The sequence below is a fragment of the Polystyrenella longa genome (assembly GCF_007750395.1).
GTDB classification, from domain to species: Bacteria; Planctomycetota; Planctomycetia; order Planctomycetales; family Planctomycetaceae; genus Polystyrenella; species Polystyrenella longa.
The window spans coordinates 3800468-3818986 of sequence record NZ_CP036281.1 but is presented as its reverse complement, the minus strand read 5'-3'; the positions used below and the strand labels follow the sequence as shown (position 1 = coordinate 3818986).

The 18519-nt window shown below is 46.9% G+C and carries 13 protein-coding genes, 1 tRNA gene and 1 pseudogene; 9 read left to right on the top strand and 6 right to left on the bottom strand.

Annotation, left to right across the window (positions count from 1 at the left end; genetic code table 11):
• Together Pla110_RS14185 and Pla110_RS14180 are read right to left on the bottom strand one after the other, a co-directional pair.
• The gene (locus Pla110_RS14185) at nt 1-1707 is read right to left on the bottom strand and encodes a purine-cytosine permease family protein (protein ID WP_390620501.1); all 1707 of its coding nucleotides are present in this window, start codon (nt 1705-1707) and stop codon (nt 1-3) included.
• 181 nt (nt 1708-1888) lie between these two features.
• A pseudogene (locus tag Pla110_RS14180) lies at nt 1889-2008 on the bottom strand (SDR family oxidoreductase); the annotation flags it as partial.
• A gap of 1216 nt (nt 2009-3224) precedes the next feature.
• Here Pla110_RS14180 and Pla110_RS14175 point away from each other — a divergent pair.
• Nucleotides 3225-4592 (top strand): cytochrome B6, encoded by a 1368-nt coding sequence (locus tag Pla110_RS14175; protein WP_144999717.1) that lies wholly within the window; start codon nt 3225-3227, stop codon nt 4590-4592.
• A gap of 64 nt (nt 4593-4656) precedes the next feature.
• Complete coding sequence (locus Pla110_RS14170; protein ID WP_144996399.1) at nt 4657-6084, top strand: phytoene desaturase family protein; 1428 nt, start codon at nt 4657-4659, stop codon at nt 6082-6084.
• Nucleotides 6085-6336: 252 nt separating this feature from the next.
• On the opposite strand, the gene Pla110_RS14165 is transcribed toward Pla110_RS14170, so the two are convergent.
• Nucleotides 6337-6891, bottom strand: a complete 555-nt coding sequence (locus tag Pla110_RS14165; protein ID WP_144996398.1) for a superoxide dismutase family protein — start codon at nt 6889-6891, stop codon at nt 6337-6339.
• A gap of 216 nt (nt 6892-7107) precedes the next feature.
• Entirely contained in the window at nt 7108-7530 is a 423-nt protein-coding gene (locus Pla110_RS14160) for a CBS domain-containing protein (RefSeq protein ID WP_144996397.1), read from the bottom strand.
• Between the two features lie 490 nt (nt 7531-8020).
• Between Pla110_RS14160 and Pla110_RS14155 the strand changes: the two genes are divergently transcribed.
• Nucleotides 8021-8257, top strand: a complete 237-nt coding sequence (locus Pla110_RS14155; RefSeq protein ID WP_144996396.1) for an integrase core domain-containing protein — start codon at nt 8021-8023, stop codon at nt 8255-8257.
• 332 nt (nt 8258-8589) lie between these two features.
• On the opposite strand, the gene Pla110_RS14150 is transcribed toward Pla110_RS14155, so the two are convergent.
• Nucleotides 8590-9243 (bottom strand): hypothetical protein, encoded by a 654-nt coding sequence (locus tag Pla110_RS14150; protein WP_144996395.1) that lies wholly within the window; start codon nt 9241-9243, stop codon nt 8590-8592.
• Nucleotides 9244-9440: 197 nt separating this feature from the next.
• Between Pla110_RS14150 and Pla110_RS14145 the strand changes: the two genes are divergently transcribed.
• The 3 genes from Pla110_RS14145 to Pla110_RS14135 all read left to right on the top strand — a co-directional run bounded on the left by Pla110_RS14145 (nt 9441) and on the right by Pla110_RS14135 (nt 14894).
• Nucleotides 9441-10055 carry an ECF-type sigma factor gene (locus Pla110_RS14145; RefSeq protein ID WP_144996394.1) on the top strand — a complete coding sequence of 205 codons (615 nt, stop codon included), beginning with the start codon at nt 9441-9443 and terminating at the stop codon, nt 10053-10055.
• A gap of 60 nt (nt 10056-10115) precedes the next feature.
• Entirely contained in the window at nt 10116-13727 is a 3612-nt protein-coding gene (locus tag Pla110_RS14140) for a protein kinase domain-containing protein (RefSeq protein WP_144996393.1), read from the top strand.
• Between the two features lie 846 nt (nt 13728-14573).
• A complete protein-coding gene (locus Pla110_RS14135; protein ID WP_231742453.1) occupies nt 14574-14894 on the top strand; it encodes a site-specific integrase in 321 nt (106 codons plus the stop codon).
• A 27-nt stretch (nt 14895-14921) separates the two neighbouring features.
• Here the strand turns inward: Pla110_RS14135 and Pla110_RS14130 are convergent.
• Nucleotides 14922-14994, bottom strand: a tRNA-Thr gene (locus Pla110_RS14130).
• 569 nt (nt 14995-15563) lie between these two features.
• On the opposite strand from Pla110_RS14130, the gene Pla110_RS22670 reads away from it, so the two are divergent.
• From Pla110_RS22670 to Pla110_RS14115, 3 genes are all read left to right on the top strand, one after another.
• Nucleotides 15564-16244 carry a tyrosine-type recombinase/integrase gene (locus Pla110_RS22670; protein WP_197440207.1) on the top strand — a complete coding sequence of 227 codons (681 nt, stop codon included), beginning with the start codon at nt 15564-15566 and terminating at the stop codon, nt 16242-16244.
• A gap of 103 nt (nt 16245-16347) precedes the next feature.
• Complete coding sequence (locus tag Pla110_RS14120; RefSeq protein ID WP_144996390.1) at nt 16348-17223, top strand: hypothetical protein; 876 nt, start codon at nt 16348-16350, stop codon at nt 17221-17223.
• A gap of 173 nt (nt 17224-17396) precedes the next feature.
• Nucleotides 17397-17666, top strand: coding sequence for a MerR family transcriptional regulator (locus tag Pla110_RS14115; protein WP_144996389.1), 270 nt, complete (start codon nt 17397-17399; stop codon nt 17664-17666).
• Nucleotides 17667-18519: the final 853 nt, after the last annotated feature.

Below are 18519 nucleotides of genomic sequence, written 5' to 3'. Positions count from 1 at the left end.
TCAGGCAGTGGTGCTTGTAGTGATCGCATCATTACCGATGCATTTGCTTCGACGAAGAGCCCAGTACGATGTCGTGAAATAGATGATCGTAAAGACGAAGCCCCAAGTGTAAAAGATAGCAACGTTCTTTTCATAAGTAACCATGTCCGGGCTTCTGAACATCACGACGAGTGCGAGCAGGAGGGTCAGTACTAAACTGGTCCACGCTATAAATCCCAGCGTCTTCGATAACACTGTCGCGTCAACGAGAGGTTTTCCGTCTTCAATCGCTTGCTGATCCTGCATCTGCTTAATTACTTCGTTGATTTTCTGATCTGCTTCCTGTTCGGCAGGGTAGGTCTCCGCTGCTCCGAATCGGCGAGCCAATAAGGTGTAGAGGACTATCGTAAAGATCCACGTAGGCAAGAAGAGATAAAAGAACGACATCACTTCCATGGCCTGCAGCCCGAATGCGAAAAATAAGCCTGCGGCCCAAGCCGCCACAGCCGGCGTACTGTGCGTCAGCTTGCGGTAGTGTACCCAATATCGAGTCAAACCGATGCGAGGAAAAACGAAGTGCTCAGCAAACACGATCGCTCCCACAGGAACCACCAACAGCCCCGCATACGTCAGTAACGGCAGCATCTGGCTGAATACGAACGGGAAGCAGGCAACCATCACGGTGATCACTCCCACGGTCGCTGTTACTTTCTTTCGCGAATGGTTGTGGAAAATTGCTTGTGCCGCCAAACCGGCACGGTACAGATTCGCATTCGCGGTTGTCCAACCGGCCACGATGACGATGACGTAACCGGAATAGCCAAGGGCCCGAAACGCGACGTCGCCCGGATCGAGTTCGACGATCGTTGACTCGAGTAACGCTGCCGTTCCCGCACCCATAATGCCGGCGGATATCCAAGCGATGTAGTGACCGAACAACATGCCTGCACTGGTGCACAGCCCATATACAGATCGCTTGGCGTATCGTAATAGCGCCATGTCGATCAATCCAAAGTGGGTGATCGTGTTGGCTGCCCATGCAAAACCGATGACTTCCCATAGCCCGATGCCCGGTTTGCCTTGGCTGTTCACTCCCGTCCAAATGGAACGATCACCGATGGTGATGAACTCGGAGAGACTGCTCAGTTGCGTTCGGCCAAGCACGGAATCGGCGAGTGCTGGAAAGAGAACGAGTGCTCCGCTGATAAACATGACGACCAACCAGGGGCCACACAGCCCCGAAAACTCAGCGACTGCATCGAATCCATACATTGCAACGACAACAACGATGGCGCCAACAGCGAGTACCACAGCGACGAACAAGCTATTGGTGGGATACCATTCCAGTTGAGCCGGAATATTGAACAGCAGTCTTACTGCGGTACAGGAAACAGTAATCATCGCCGCCGAGATCACCGTGAAGATCAACACGTTCGCCCAGTTGTAGAGCGTGGTCATCGAGTCTCCCGCGATCTTTTCAAGATACGTGTAGAGACTCAGTCGCGTCTGAACCGCGATTGGTGCAGTAATCAGGGTCCAGCTCAGGACAGCGAGAATATTTCCAATCAGTAGTCCAATCAGAATGTCCGTGGTGGTCGCCCCCAGTGCGACGAAAGTTGCGCCAATCACAAACTCTGTCGCCGCGACATGCTCACCTGCATACAGACCAGCAAAATGAGTCCAGCCGTGGAGCTTGTGCTGGGGAATGGGTAACTGCTCTGGTTTCATTCCAGCGACGATCGCCTGGGGGCTCTCAGTTTTCACTTTGTCCGGACCTCACATTCCCAATTCAATAATGTAACTTCATTTAAAAATGATATCACAGTTATGCTGGAATGCACACACCACCAGTGTTTCTTATGGCCCGATGGGGCAAGAGCTGACTTTAATTCTATCATAATCAACAAGATCAATTTGACGCGCCACCATCCGCACGAATGTGTTGGCCTGTAATCCAGGCCGCGTCGTCACTGGCCAGGAATGAAACGACCCCAGCAATGTCGTTTGGATGACGCGAACGTCTCGGTGGGCTGCTCAAGTATTACTATCTCGAGGCGGCTTGAAACAGGCTCGAATAGATGTCGGTCCTCGTGTTGTGATTCCGCGCTACCGTTGCGCTCGGAAGTACGTTTTTGCCTCAAATCCGACAATCAGCTACGAGCAGTGAAACCAGTCTCGTTCGAAATCCGTCGTTCGCCTATAACATATCCAACTGGAATCACTGGTCTTCAACGTCGGCTGAATACTTTTGCAATACGCGCTCCCCCCGGATACCTTCTCAGAATAATTGTCTTGAATCCATGCTGAAACCCGGTTGTGGCTGGCTTAAGGTCGTTAAACAAGAGTTGATATTCTCCATCAGAGGGTTTCAAGATCATTTTTAGATAACATCGCTTCTCTTCTTATTCATGGACTTTCGGACCATCCTTCAATAACCCAAGTGGAGTCCACATCTAATTCGCAGGGACGGTGACCTGAGTGAGTCGGGAACGTATCTGAGTCGCTTTTCTTCCGAGCTCTGGAATCTTCTTTTTGTCTCGCAAGTAGTAGTAATCGTGGCGAGCAACAGTTAGTGCTCAGTTACCTGCAATCAGCAAATCGTACCTTCCGAACCAAACTTTGAAAAAAGCAGTTTCTGCGAGATCATAAGGGAAGTCCTCGCTATGCGGTAGAAAAGTAAAATATATGTCACAAATTGATGACCCGTACCGGAAACTGCATCACTCTCTGCACAACTGTTATCGGAAAAAGACAACTGATTTCATTCAAGATTACTGGCCAAAAGTTGGACATCAACTGGGCGACTCAGATCATGGCCTGAGACTATGTTCTAGTTATCACGGGTTCGATGGCATAATCTTTGCTGATGTTCTTAATAGAATTGTCGTTGCATCCATTTAGCTACCAATAGCGTGACAGTTGATCTGCAATTGAAATTATTTGAACTTTTAAAGGGAATTGCGTGGCAGTTCTCAAATCACTCTGGTTGCTCATCTATCAAACCCATTTGAGCCATTCTAAGAGATCAGCTTTTCTCATTCCGATTTAAGAAGTTTCTCAACTGTCTCACAACACCGAACTTTCTCAAAACTCCGGTGGAAGTCGGCACTTGAGAATAGACTTCTATTCTGGATTCTGAACACCGATAAATAGTCTCACTTGCGAAAGGAACCTATATAATGCTGCAGTTCTTTAAAGACAAAAGAGCGGTCATTCTCTTCTCTGTGGCTCTGCTTCCTTTTGGGATGTCAGACGGCGTAAAAGCGCAGGAAACTGATAAATCAGACCAAACCCAGTCAAAACTTCCCGATCAGACCTACATGCCAGTGGTGATTGATCAGGACTTCGATAAAACCTTCCAGTCAGATACTGAGAATAAGCCGGGTGTCATGGATCGGCAGGCAGAATTGTTCGAGAACCGATATGTCCTGGAAGATCATCCAGCAAAAGTCATGATGTCTGCTGGACGAAAGCCGGTTCAACAGGGTGTTCGAGTTAAACTCCCCGAGGGAGAGACCTGGGAAAGCCTCGCGAAACGGTCACCACAGGAAATCAAAGATAAGAACTTGTTTCCACTGGGGTTCCGTCCTCTGCCACACACTAAACATGCAGTGGGAGGACAAGTATTTCCTGAGAACCAAATTGAGGTCATTAAAGATGCAGAACATCGTGATTTAGAGCGATTCGATGTCGCATTTGATCTCCCTTCTCACCTGACGCCTGAGTTTCCCCCTCCCGTATTCTTATCCAATCGTCCCGATCTGGGAGATGTTTCACAGGGGGAGGTGTTGACCATCAAAAACTATTACCACCTTTTGAAGGGAAAAGTGACGCCCGTACAAATGGAAGGGATGCGGTTGCTGCTTACGCCCTTCCCTCAACAACAGTTTAATCAGACTGAGGACCGGAAGGTCAAAGAGCCCAGTCTGGGAGTCACCTGTCTCGACTGTCATACTAATGGTCATACTAATGCTGCTTTTCACCTCAACCCGGATACTCGTCCTCAATCAGCCCGCTTTCGTCTTGATACAGTCAGTCTAAGGGGAATATTCAATCAACAAATCCATGGTTCCAAGCGTTCATTGCGGAGTGTGGAAGATTTTACTCAGTTTGAACAGAGGACCGCTTACTTTGATGGTGACCACGTCATTGCCGCCAAAAAAGGGGTTCATTTGCCAGATCGTTCCGATGCTGTTGCTATGATGGCCCAAATGCAGAACATGTTCGATTTCCCTCCCGCTCCTAAGCTAGATGTGTTTGGAAAACTCGACCCCGACAAAGCGACTCAATTGGAACTTGATGGGCAGAAAGTATTCTTTGGAAAAGGCCGTTGTGCGGAATGTCACACACCTCCCTTTTATCTGGATAACCAGATGCATGATTTGAAGTTAGGTCGGTTCTATAAACCAGAAAAGATCAGCGATCAATTCAATATGGAAGACGGTCCAATTAAAACATTTACGCTCCGTGGAATTAAGGACTCTCCACCTTACCATCATGATGGTCGCTTATTGACATTGGATGATACCGTAGAATTCTTCAATCTGGTTTTACAACTGGATCTTACCAGTGAAGAAAAGAAATCTTTAGTCGCCTTCATGCTGTGTCTCTAAGAGAGAAAGATAAACTGAAGTTGCAACTATAGTTCCATGCCCTGAAGTCCGTGAAAGATGATAGATGAAATCGCTCTTTGACGCGGTGGTTATTGGCTCGGGGCCAAATGGGCTAGCGGCTGCAATCACATTGTCGCGGGCCGGATATCGTGTGTGCGTTTTTGAATCATCCCCTACCCCTGGTGGGGGAATGAGGACCGCAGAGTTGATGGAGTCCGGCTTTCGCCATGATATCTGTTCTTCTATCTATCCCTTGGTACCAGTTTCCCCATTCTTCAAGGAGCTTAGGGCAGATGGAGCAACTCTTGACTTCATTGAGCCTGAAATTGCAGTAGCTCATGCATTCGGCTCCGACCGAGCGATTGGGATTTGGAGAAATCTGGCAACGACGGTGTCAGAACTAGGGAAGGATGGGCCTGCGTACGAGAGACTGGTTACCCCTTTCCTGAACATTAGCGATGAGTTATTCGAGGGGATCTTCTCTCCTCCTTTAAAGCCGAGTCAAGTGCTCTCATTAATCAGATTTGGTTGGCGTGGTGCAGGTTCGGCAGAAGGACTTGGGCGACGGTGGTTCAAGGAGTCTTCAACCCGTGGCATGTTTGCCGGCATGGCCGCCCACGCGGAGCAACCACCGAATCGAATATTGACTGCTGCCATTGGGTTGATGTTCTGTATCTCGGCCCATGCCACAGGATGGCCAATCGCGAGAGGAGGTGCAGGAATGATTACAGACTGTTTGACTGAGCGGTTTCGATCGCTGGGTGGGACGATAGAAACAGGAACCTCCATTACCACTCTTTCTCAATTACCACCCTGTCGAACTGTTCTATTTGATACGACGCCCGGTCAAATGTTGGATATGGCAGGAGATTCTCTCCCCCCCTTCTACCATCGAAAGTTGCGCTCGTTTAAACACGGCCCCGGCATTTGCAAAGTCGATTGGGCTTTGGATCAACCTATACCCTGGAATTCCGATAAGTGTCGTCGAGCGGGGACTGTTCATATCGCAGCTTCGACTTCAGAAATTGGCAAAAGCGAAGAAAAAGCGTGGAACAACCAACTACCTGAGGAACCTTATTTGATAGTGACGCAGCCCAGTCTGTTTGATTCCTCAAGAGCCCCATCAGGAAAACATACAGGCTGGGCTTACTGCCATGTTCCTTTTGGGCGAAACGAAGATATGACGGCCGTTATTGAAAAGCGAATAGAGGATTGTGCGAGCGGTTTTCGCGATTCCATAATAAATCGACATACGATGACAGCGACGGATTTGCACCGGTATAACCAGAACTATATCGGCGGCGATATTAGTGGAGGAGCTATGACAATAAGGCAGATTGTGGCGAGGCCTGTATTGAAGCGATGTCCTTACGCTACCCCCAATCCGAAATTGTTTATCTGCTCCGCTTCCACTCCCCCGGGACCAGGAGTCCATGGCATGGGCGGGTACAACACTGCTCATGCGATCATGGATCGAGTTTTAAATAGCTGAAAGACTCTATTTGAATTGGCCTCTGCTTGCTTTCTAATCTAAACAGTTAATGTTCAGCTCCGGTGCTCACGCCGTTGTAAGAGGTACAGGCAAGCTTGAAACCTACTGAAAATCCTAGCTCTAATAAACCTCTCTGATACATAGATAGAGTCTCTTAAATAAGAAATCGGGAACAATCGACAGTAATGTCTGTTCCCGATTTCTGACAAGATCGTCTCTGATAGCCGAGATGGGCTTATCCATAACGCTAGGTTACTCTGAATTCGCAAGGCCAATCACACCGAGAGAAACGCGAGGTCCGGCGTTCCCCGATGGCTGACTTTTAAGATCGTCAGCGCCGCCATGGACAACGATCGCTCGTCCGAGAAGCATGTGCAATTTCTGGTCTTTGGCTGTGACCTCAATGGTTGCCGTTCCTTCATCGTTAGCATCAATATTGCCAAAGTCTCCTGCGTGATGCTCCTTATCATCTGGTGACCCATGGCGATGACCTTCGGGGGAATAATGACCGCCGGCGGATTTACCGTCTTTAGAACGCAGATCACCATATTCATGAATATGAAAACCATGTTTGCCCGGAGTTAAGTTGATGACTTTTCCTTTCAACAAAACTCCGTCCTCCTTCTGTTCCAACGTGATCACTCCCGTGACGTCATTACCTTGTGTTGGAAACAGGACGGCGACCGCTTTCTTGGGAACTTTCTCCGACGAAGAATGGGCTTCATGATCTTCGGATTGAAGATTGCTATTACAAAACAACAAGGAAAAAACAATGGGAAGCGAGGTGAGTAAATTGAGTTTATTCATGGTGAGTTATCCTACGATTAGTGAAATGGTAAAGAAAACTTAATGATGAGCACTTTCTAGATGGCATTGTGCCTCCAGCAGGTGCCTATTCCTTATCAAAGACTTCCATTCAGATTGCCTACGATACTTCAAAGAGATATTCATCCATCGCAAATGAGTTCTCCGGCATTGAGAATCAAACAGGCTCACGCCGTCTCGAATCGCTGAGATTGAGCTCTAAGCAGGTGCAGAAACGGCTTCCAATGCTTCATTGCAGAGTGAATCATTCTGGGTCTTAACAGCCATGTCGCCTAATGACACTATCCCCACCAGTTTCTTGTCCTCGTTAAGAACTACGACGCGGCGTATTTTTCGCTCTTCCATAACTTCTGCCATTTCGGTGACATCCTGATCTTCGCAACAATAAATGATATCGGTCGTCATGATGTCTCTGGCGGTGGTCGAATTTAAGTCTCTTCCCTCAGCAATACAGCGGACGACAATGTCCCGATCTGTGACCATCCCAATCAGCTTTTCTTCATTCTCACAGACAGGCACTGATCCTATATCGTGCGTTTTCATTCGCTTAGCGACTTCAGCGACAGAGGCATCGGGAGAGATGCACTCCACATTCGTCGTCATGATCTTCTGGATCTTCATTAGATGACCTTTCCTGATGGTCGATATTCGACCTTTGTGAACGATCGCCGATCAAAAAAACATTGAAACCGGCTTTAATGTGTCTGTATGAGTCATCGCAAAAGGCGCGCCACGGACACGTGAGGTGGTAAGCATGATCGTCGGTCTGGTGAGTTCCAGATCGGTAGCCGGTCGTGAAAGCTTTCGGCGATATTCGCCGTAAACTTCACTACAGTGGAAGTCTGGCGAAAACGGAGCTGGCTACAATTGCCATCATGATGGCGATGGAATAGAAATCACGACGCGTTGAGGTAGCGGAGGTTTCGGCGAATCTCAACTCACAGTGGGGGTCTCACGTTGCACGCAATCTGACTGCCGACGATGGTTTCCAAGAAAATGCGTCTCATCTGGTCTCGATCGAGATGCTTGCTTCCAACTCCGGCGTCTTACCTGAAGGTACAGAGCAATATTGAACCAGTGCTGCTCCCCCAAAATCCCAACATGAATGCTAATGTCGAACGATCTTGAGAAGTCTGAGTGCCTGAACAAGATGATCTTCTTCGGTCAGCACTCACTCGAACGAGCGCTGAAAGAATACGTCGCTCACTACCATTCTGAACGAAACCATCAGGGACTGGACAACCAGTTGATTGATCCTGGTGAAGAAATTGGATGTGTCGCCGGCAAGATCGAATGCAGAGAACGTCTCGGTGGGCTGCTCAAGTCTTACTGTCGCAACGCGGCGTGAATCAGCCTCGAATAGATGTCGATCCTCGTGTTGTGATTTCCCGCTACCGTTGCGCTCAGCATGTTATTTTCGCATTGAATCTGACAATCGGCTTCGAGTAGTGAAACGAATCTCGTACGAAAACCATCGCTCGTTTGCAACACAAACACTTGGAATCACTGGTTTTCAACTTCGGCTGAGTTTTTTTACGGTACGAGTTCAACTATCTCCGAGCCCTTTAATTTCTGGAATGTGTTATCGGTCGATTTATGAAGCTCACTTCGCCCAGAACAAAATAAGGCGACACAAGTATGACTTGTGCCGCCGAGCAGTAAATTGATTTTTGTTACGAATTATTTGTAAGTTTGCATGATTTGGTAGAAGACGTAGTTCCCGGTGCTGATCGTTTTACGGTGCAGGTCAAGTTGAACTTTTTGTCCTTCCTGACGACCCACTTTGACCAAGTAGACCGACCATTCATCCCGGCCTTCTTCCCGGAAGTTGAATTGCCCATCTTTATTGCGTTCCACCCAGGTTCCTGGTGCGGTTTGTACGAAAGTTCCGGATGTGGTTCCATTGTTTCCATAGATCACCATTTTTACATTTGTGCCATTGGCTTTTCCCGACGCTGGTTTAGGGTTTTGTTTCGGTTGATTTCGGTCGGAGACTGTCATGATTTGGTAGTAAACATAGTCTCCCGTATTGACTGTTTTACGGTGCAGGTCAAGTTGGATTTTATGTCCCGCCTGAGCTCCCAATTTGACTAAATACACTGACCATTCGTCACGACGTAGCTCCTTAAATTCAAACTGACCATCCTGGTTTTGTTCGACCCAGTGCCCTGGTTTAGTTTGGGCAAAGCTACCAGTGATCATGCCATTTTTACCATAAACCACTTTCTTGACATTGGCTCCAGTGATTTCAGCCGCCTGGGAGATGGTGTCTTGAGCGAAGAAAGCAGAAGTAACAGCAAACGCGAGTGTGAAGAGTGAAGTTCGACGATTCATTGTAATGTCTCCATATTTAAAGGGTTAAGGTTGGCGGTGAGTTAGTTTGTTTTGAGTTGTCCGCCGCTGATGTAGAAAGTCCCAAATAGAACTCTTACCCCTCATGTTTTTGGAATTAATTTTCATTCTTGGTAATATTTGGTAACATCATCCAACAAACAACATCTCTGTAAGCTGCTAACCAGAAATGATTTAAGATGTCTGATGATCATTCAGTAACGAATTGGCTACATGCCCTTCGTGAAGAAAATAATAACGATGCGGCCCAGGAGATCTGGAATCGTTTTCAGAAACAACTAATTGGTGTGGCAACGAGACAACTGGGGACAAATAACCGAATGACGGATGCGGATGATGCCGTCAACGATGCATTTGCCAGCTTCTGTTCTCGTTATGAAGAAGGTCAATATCCTGATTTAAATGACAGGGACGGTTTATGGAGTCTTCTGTTAACAATGACCGAGAATAAAGCGAGAAAGCAACTTAGGCGTGAATTAGCCGATAAACGCGGGGCAGGAAATGTCAGAGGAGATTCGATATTTTATTCCCCCACTAAAGGAGATGGTCAAGGAGGCTTTGACCGGATTGCATCAGTGGAGCCATCTCCTGAAGATGTGCTGACTCTTAAGGAATCAATGGAAGAGTTAATGGGAAAGCTGACTGATGAAGAATGCGAGATCGCTCTTTTACGGATGCAAGCTTACGCCAATACTGAAATCGCAGAAAAAACAAAACATTCACTCGCCACAGTGGAAAGACGATTAAAACAGATACGTGAAAAGTGGTCGGCATCCACTCTGCTCGAAGCTTAAAAAAACGTATTTGATATCGAGCTTATTCTATGAATCTCAGAATCAACCAGGCCAACACAGATGGATGAGCAACTTGATGAATTTGAATCTGCCTGGCGATCGGGTGCGGCACCACCGAATCTAGTCGATTATCTACCTGATAAAGGCAGTAATGAATTTCGAGTAGTATTAAGTGAACTGATCAAAATTGATATTGATTATCGGTGGCGGGTTACAAGTCCGAATAACAATATCACAAACATTAGGACTACTGAAGATGTCGCCTGTCCCAGATTAGAACATTATTTTTCAGCATTCCCCGAATTGGGAGAGATCAGTAAATGCCCTCATGAACTCATTGCCCATGAATATCGCGTTCGAAAATGGGTGGGTGATGCACCTGTTGCAGAGGAATACATGGAACGATTCTCGATTTCGCAAGTGGCGTTTTCAGAACTGATTGGACCGGAAGAACAAAGAGTCTCAGATCCAGTTGGAACCAAAATAGTAGAAATGGATCCAGAGACTACAGTTCTTCAGGCGAACCCAACTGTTTCACCGAATTCTAAATATTCCACTGGTGGAATTGATTTCAAGAATCAGACTTCCGGCGACGTAAGCCAACCAGTTGTTCTTGCCGACTACGAGATCCTGAAAGAAATTGCCCGAGGTGGCATGGGAGTTGTCTATAAAGCGAAGCAAAGAAAAGCGAATCGCTTAGTGGCTTTAAAAATGATTCTTTCAGGTAATCTGGCAGGCCAAGAAGAGATCGACCGATTTAAAGCTGAAGCTGAAGCTGCTGCTAACCTTGACCATCCAAATATCGTACCAATTTATGATGTTGGCGAAGCAAATGGCTACCATTATTTTTCAATGGCTTTTGTAGATGGTCCAAGTTTGTCCGATGTTATCCGTGAACAACCGATGGAGCCGTTACTCGCTTCAAAATTGATGGTGCAGGTGGCTGAGGCTCTTGAGTATGCCCATCAGAATAATATTATCCATCGAGATTTAAAGCCTGCAAACATTATGCTGGATGCTGACGGATCGCCCCGAGTGACCGACTTTGGTTTGGCAAAACGGATTGAGGGGGACAGCAACCTTACTGCCACGGGACAGATAATGGGAACACCCAGCTATATGCCGCCGGAACAGGCTCTGGGTAATATCAATGAAATAACCCCGGCATCTGATGTCTATTCCATGGGGGCTATTTTTTATCATTTGCTTACCGGCCGAGTTCCTTTCCGGGCAGCATCGATGATTGAAACACTGGATCAGGTTGTCAAACAGGAACCCGCCTCTGTCCGTAGTTTAAATCCAGCCATTGATCTCGACCTAGATACCATTATTCTAAAAACTCTACGAAAAAAGACAGCGGACCGTTACAGTTCTGCAAAAGATTTTGGAGAGGATATCCAGCGTTATCTGGAACATCGTCCAATTAAAGCTCGTCGTACTTCGACATTAGGACGAGTGTGGCGTTGGTCAAAAAGAAATCGGCTGGCTGCAAGTTTTCTTGCGGCGGTATTATTTGCTATTATTTCAACGATCACAATGACTTCTTATGCTTCGATTGTCTATCGGGAAATGGCATCAGCAGAAAAGAAACTCCGCACTGAAATGTCTGAGAATTTGTATCTTTCTGAGATGAACCTGGCAGATGATGTTCTGGAGCGTTCAGAATTACAGGAAGCAACTTCCGATACTCTTATGCGCTGGTCCCCCAAGAACCCTTATTATTTTAAAAAAGTGTCAGACTCGACTATAGATTGGAGAGAGTGGGAATGGTTTTTTCTGCTAGGAGTTGTTGATCGATATAGAATCGCTATACCAGGACGGTGTTTGTCAGTCGATATAAATAAGAATTCCCTTCTTGGATTTGGTTTTGACAAAAACTTTGCCGCCATTAAGTTTAGGCAGGAGAAAGGAGGCGTCACCTGGGCAGCCCATGAAGCGTACACCTCTGTTGTCAAATTCTCCCCGGACGAAAAAGTCATTGCTACGGGGGGCGTTGATGGAAAAGTAGGAATTTGGGACATTCAATCCCGTAGAAATCTTCAGAATCTATTACATGACGCGGCAGTTGGTTCAATCTCATTTAACGATACCGGAAACTTGCTGGTGACTCATGCTGAAGATGCCATCATTCGAATATGGAATTGGGAAACGGGGACTATTCTTGAGACTATTAATGAGAATGTGAGTAAGAATCCTGCCTGTAGTGTTTCGCCTAATGGAAAACTGATTGCAGTAGGTTCACGTATAGATGATTCATTTCCTGTGAATATTTGGAATATTGAGACAGGAAATCTTGTGTCAACCCTGTTTGACAATGCGCATTCTCAACCAGTTCAGTCAATTTCCTGGAGTCCGCATGGTCAAGAGCTTGTATCAGGAAGTTCTGACAGCACTGTCCGAGTCTGGAATGTTCAGAATCAGAAATTGAAGCATTTGCTTAAACAGCATCATCAACCAGTTTATGCGGTGGCCTGGAGTGGGGACGGAAAAACCATTGCCTCCGCAGGCGACGATATGGAATTGATCTTGTCTGATGCAATGACAGGCGAACAAACTGCTGTTTATGGGCACAGAGGAGGAGAAGCTGAATCTGTAAAATCGATAGCTTGGGGACCCAATAGTAAAAAACTGGTTGCTGCAATCAAAAGTGGTAAGTTGGACATCATCGACTTCGAGAAATCCCGTCCGATTCGGTCGATTGCATTGAAACCCATGGTGGTTCAAACAAATGTGGCCACTCTTAGCTGGCTACCTGACCATAATCAATTAGGAATTACTTACGGGGACAATGGAACTATCTGGAAGTCAGATACAAATACAAAAGAGAAGCAAAAAGAGACTCAACTTTGCTGGAGTCACAACAATGAGTTAGCGGCATCAATTCACGAAGGCAAACTGTTAATCAGGAAAAGTGGCGAAATAGTTTCACACAGTGATCTTGATCAAATACCACGACGATTACTTTGGAACCCTTCATCCAACCTTCTAGCGATTCAATTCAGACAGTCTGTTCAAATATGGCGAGAGCAGTCCAAAGATTCACCCACCGAATTTGTAAAGTTCGATCCTGAGATAAATGGTGAGCTAGATGCCATTTCCTGGAATTCGGATGGCACTCGACTGGTTATAGGTTCCAGTAAAGGTGACCTGCAGGTTTATAGAATTGATAATGGTGAACGCGAGGCTTTTTTCCTGCTTGGGAGAAAAGGGCATCAGGTGGTGAGAGTTCGTACAATAGCATGGAAACCCAATAGTACATTGTTCGCTATAGGCACCAGCCATAATTACCTATTCCTGTTTGACTATAATATTTTCCCTCGACAGCAAGGCGGCAAGATTGAAGACGCGGGAATCTACGCGCATGATTCACATGTAAATGCGATATCATGGAGTCCTAACGGAAAACGGCTTGCTTCAGCGAGTGCTGACAGAACTGTTCGGATCTGGAATTTTGACACTGACCGTTTATCAGGCATCTCGAACAAACGGACTTTAACACTTCCTCATGCTTCTGAAGTACGAGATGTTCTATGGCACGAAGATGGTCACCAGCTCGCATCATTGACCGACAGAGGAATTGTGACGATATTTGATGCCCGACCAGGTTACCAGAAGAACGAATACATGACTAAAAATCCAGGAACGGTCAATTGGTCCAAACCAGGATACTAATTCTGGTTGATTGAATCATTATGCTGAAGCACCTCATAATCATATCGATCATGGATTGGGTGTAACGCCCCACGTCCGGCTTTGAGGCACTCGAACCAATCGCTTCTTAACCACTAAAGTCTGATCCAGATGCGGCATTCGCTTGTTGAAAAAAAGCTGAAGCCCACTGAATTCGCGAGAAGACTATTCCGTATACCGAATACCAAACAACGGAAGCGCGTACCGTAAAAAACTCAGCCGAACTTAAGACTCTACAAAACTAGGAATCTGAGAGAGACTGCTTAACCCTATTCTCGGACGAGCTGCTGACTTTGAACGTCAGTGCAATCAGCACAACCATTGTATCCGATCGTGGAGACTGGCGGCGATATGCGATTATTTAGAGCTACGGCTCAGGTAATGGCTATAGTTCCAAAATGACCTCCCTCGTTTGGAACTGGTTCCATGAATTTCCTCATGCAGCCTTGTCACCTTCTTTTCTTTGCTCGGCCCTGTTGGGTGAATCGTGAACAGTAATTGGAGATGGGAGCCCTGAAGTCTGAAGATGGTATCCATCGCAACAAGCTCAGTAAGAATCGGATATCCGCGTCTGTGTACCCGACAGGATACAGCGGTTATGCTGAATGTAGCAGCGAGCATTGTTGCCAACTCGCCTGAGAATGCAGGTCGTCAGCGTTTAATAGACCCCTTGATTTGTAGAGTTTCAAGTTCGGCTGAGTTTTTTTACGGTACCGGGTTCTTCCCATCGCCCCCGAATTTGCTTTTCAATTACTATCTGTTCTCGAAGATGATCGAACCGGATTTGTTTTTAAGCTGGCGGAGAAAGAATCGGTGGATACTCCGAGAATGACTAGCCCCCACGCAGGCAAGCTGATCAGCAAAATGGGAAAAGCGGCTCAGGTGATCCTTTCCAGAAAAGAAGGCAAAATCAAGTTCGCCAGTGCGCATGATTTTCGCCGGGCTTTCGGTACTAGATGGTCAACTCGAGTGATGCCGCCTGTACTTCAGCAGCTGATGCGGCATGAGAGTATTGATACCACGCTTCGTTACTATGTTGAGCAGGAAGCCGAAGCGACGGCTGAAATTCTGTACTCAGTAGTCGAAGGTAACTATTTAGGTAACACTAGCCCAAATGTGACCAAAAAAGAAACCTCTTCACCGTCATAAGTTATTGACAGTAAAGAGGTTATCAAGAGCCGCCGATGAGAGTCGAACTCACGACCTACGCATTACGAGTGCGTCGCTCTACCAACTGAGCTACAGCGGCTTAAGGCTGTTATAGTAGTGTTTTCTTGACTTTTGTGATTCGAGGTTTATGCTAGGTGACACCTCAACTGACACCTGACACCCGAAAAAAGCACAATGTCAAAAATAGAGAAACCGGAAAAGCCGTATCCTGAATTCCCGTTATTTCCGCACGCAACCAAGCGTTGGGCGAAGAAAATACGGGGGAAACTGCATTATTTCGGTCCCTGGCGTGATCCCCAAGGGGCACTCGAGAAATATATCGAAGAGAGGGATGAACTACAAGCCGGAAGAACGCCAAGGCCGAAGCGCCCAGACGGTTTATCAGTTCGTGATCTATGCAACGCTTTTCTCACCTGGAAGAGGTGTCTGCTGGTGTCAGCAGATATTACCGAGCGAACGTTTTCAGACTGCCTGCGAGTATGTACACTGCTTGTGGATTACTTCGGGAAGGAGCGAATAGTTCAGGATCTGATTCAGGATGATTTCCAACAGCTCCGTACCGAATTGGCTACTACACGAAATCCGGTCTCATTGGGTGACACCATTGGGCGAATACGGTCAGTTTTCAAGTACGGTTATGATTCAGGCATGATTGATAAGCCTGTTCGATATGGTTCAGGGTTCGCCAAGCCTTCCCGTAAGAAAATGAGGGAGTCACGAAATCAATCAACTGCTCGAATGCTTGAGGCAAAAGAAATCAAGCTTCTACTTGATGATGCAGGGCCAGACCTGAAAGCAATGATTCTGGTCGGGCTGAATTGTGGATTCGGTCAGAGTGACCTTTCCAGCCTTCCACAATCGGCTATCGACTGGCGAGCGAAGATGATTGATTACCCGCGACCGAAGACGGCCATTCCTCGACGTTGCCCACTTTGGCCGGAAACCATGCAAGCGATGAGGGATGCGATTGAAGTTCGCCCAGAACCGAAGCATCCTGCTGATGCGGATCTCTGTTTTCTCACGAGGCGGGGCGAACGCTGGGTGAAGATCAGTCAGGGTGAAAAAAAAGCCTGGTCTGATTCGCTCGGATTGAAGTTTGGAAAGCTCTTGAGAAAACACGATCTGAAACGGCCTGGCCTGAACTTCTATGCCTTGCGTCACACATTTGAAACCATTGCCGGGGAATCCCTCGATCAGGTTGCAGTAAATCACATCATGGGCCACGTAGATAATTCAATGTCGGCGAGATACCGCGAGCGAATCGGAGATGATCGTTTGATTGCTGTATCAAACCACGTCCGGAAATGGTTATTCCCTAAAGCGAAGTAGTACAATCCAATTCGAGCGGGATAGGGTAGCTCCTGAACGCCGATTCCCTAAATCGGTTTCCCGCTTCTTCTTTTTTTAGGGGCAACAGTAGGGAGTTGATGAAGTGGACGAAATTGAAACAATTCAGGCGTTAAGGAATTGGTGTGAAGTTGCTTCAGACAACATGATTAAATCACTTAAAAACGCCCTCCAACGGAAAAATGTCACTCAGTATTTCGAGCCGGAAGTCAGCTACAAGAACAGCCACAAATGGAAAAACCTTCGACGCGATATCGGGTACGAGTGGCAAAATATTTCGGCTATTCTGGAGAGAGTTCACGCTCAACATTTTTACGACATGTTGCCTGCAATCGAGGATGCGAATGTCGAACAACTCAACCCTGATCGATCATTTCGAGAATATCACAGCATACCGAGCGCAACCGAATTTCTATTCCTGGTCATGGCAGAGCTTGAAAATGACTTACGGCAGTTCCCCTCGTCGTCAACCGATGACTGTCCCGAAGATGAATGGCTAGATTGTTGTGAAGAGCTCTTCAGGTGTCTGGGTGATTATGATGAAAAGGCTATTTCTCGAACGGGAATCGAGGCCAAACAGGAATGTATTCGAACAGAAAAACACTTCGACATAGTATTGCCCTCACCACCACAGATTCCAACTCCGCATGCGGATAAAACTCAATCTCCGCTCGATACCGCTATCAAAGAAGAGAACCCCAAAAGAAAGAATAAAAGAGGGTGGTGGCTTCCAGAAGCAATATTGTTGCTACGAGATAATCCCGGAATGACGGACAACCAGATAGCCATTGAACTAGGCGTAAGCCATACCACGTTGGGAAGGTCGAATAAATGGCAGGATCTGCGGAATCGAATGGAAAAGGCTCTAGCATCTGATCAAGATAAAATCATCCGACACGATCAAGGTCAGATTGATGTCGTGTTTGATGATAATACTTCGCGAATGTTTGAAGACGAATAATCGTTATTATTTGTGCGTTATTGGATCGCACTTTTTTACGCACAACCATTTCGCGGTTTTATTCCTCTATTCAATGACATGTGCAAATCAAAACGCACAACCTCTGCACAACATCTCCCTATTTGTAAATGACCGTATTAATTCACAAACGGCTCTTACAAGGAGATCAGGCAGTGACAGCAAGCAAAATACAGCGAGAAGTAATGACGCCCCCTCAACTGGCTCAACGTTGGGGAGTGAAGCCCTTTAAGGTTCTCGGCTGGATTCGTTCGGGAGAACTTCCGGCGATGGATATCAGCACCAACCGAGGAGTCGGACGCCCGCGATTTAAGGTTCTGATGACGGACGTACTCGCATTCGAGCAACGTCGCAAGGTCCAGACCCCTATTAAGCCTCAACGCCGTGTGCGGCGATCCGATCCGAATGTGATCGAGTTCTTTTAGGGGCTTTGTTGGTGCAATGCTTTTGCACCTCTCTCATTACGCAAAGAAACCCCGACAGGAATCGCGTCTGTCAGGGTTTCTCATGAAATTTCTTTTGTCCATTCGGTAATGGCAGACCAATGATATCACGATCAAAAACATATTCAAGCTATTTTATGCAGGTTGGACGGTACAACCTGGATGGAAATATCTATCCACTTTTCCTCGGAGAAGTTGTAGCGGGTGATTGGGTTACTGATTGCGAGCGAGCAGGCTGGGAACGGCTCACAGCTCAAATCGTCTACAAGTGCCTATTCTGTAAAGAAAACGGACGCTGGCCGCGAAAGCATCGGCACGGCTGGCCTCTTGAAAACACCGGCCTCGGACACGTAGAGATCCGCGGATCACATCACCTTGGCAGAATCGAAAAGTTTGCCGGGGATAGTCCCCCTGAGTTCTGCCCCTTCAAAGATTTCACGATAGCAGTTGCTCCTGATCCTCGAATCAAACACGAAATTGATCCCTGGACTCCCCAACTTCGGCGGAAGGGAGGTCAGCGATGAAAACAGCAACCAAGATTGATTGGAAAGCATTTAGAGCCGACATTTTAAATCGCCTCAATCTACATGAGGAAGCGATATCTCTCGGCTTGAGAATACCGGAGAAGTCGCGCCCCAATTCGGAAGGTTGGATTCAATGTCACGCGGTAAGTCGAGAAGACCAGAATCCATCAGCCTCGTTTAATGTCAAGTCGGGAGGCTATCACGAATATAATGTAGCGGATTCAGGGTGTGACTTTTTCGAGTTGTCCGTCAGGCTGGGCAGATTTAGCGATTGGAAAGACGCCCAACGGCATTATGCACAGGTTACTGGA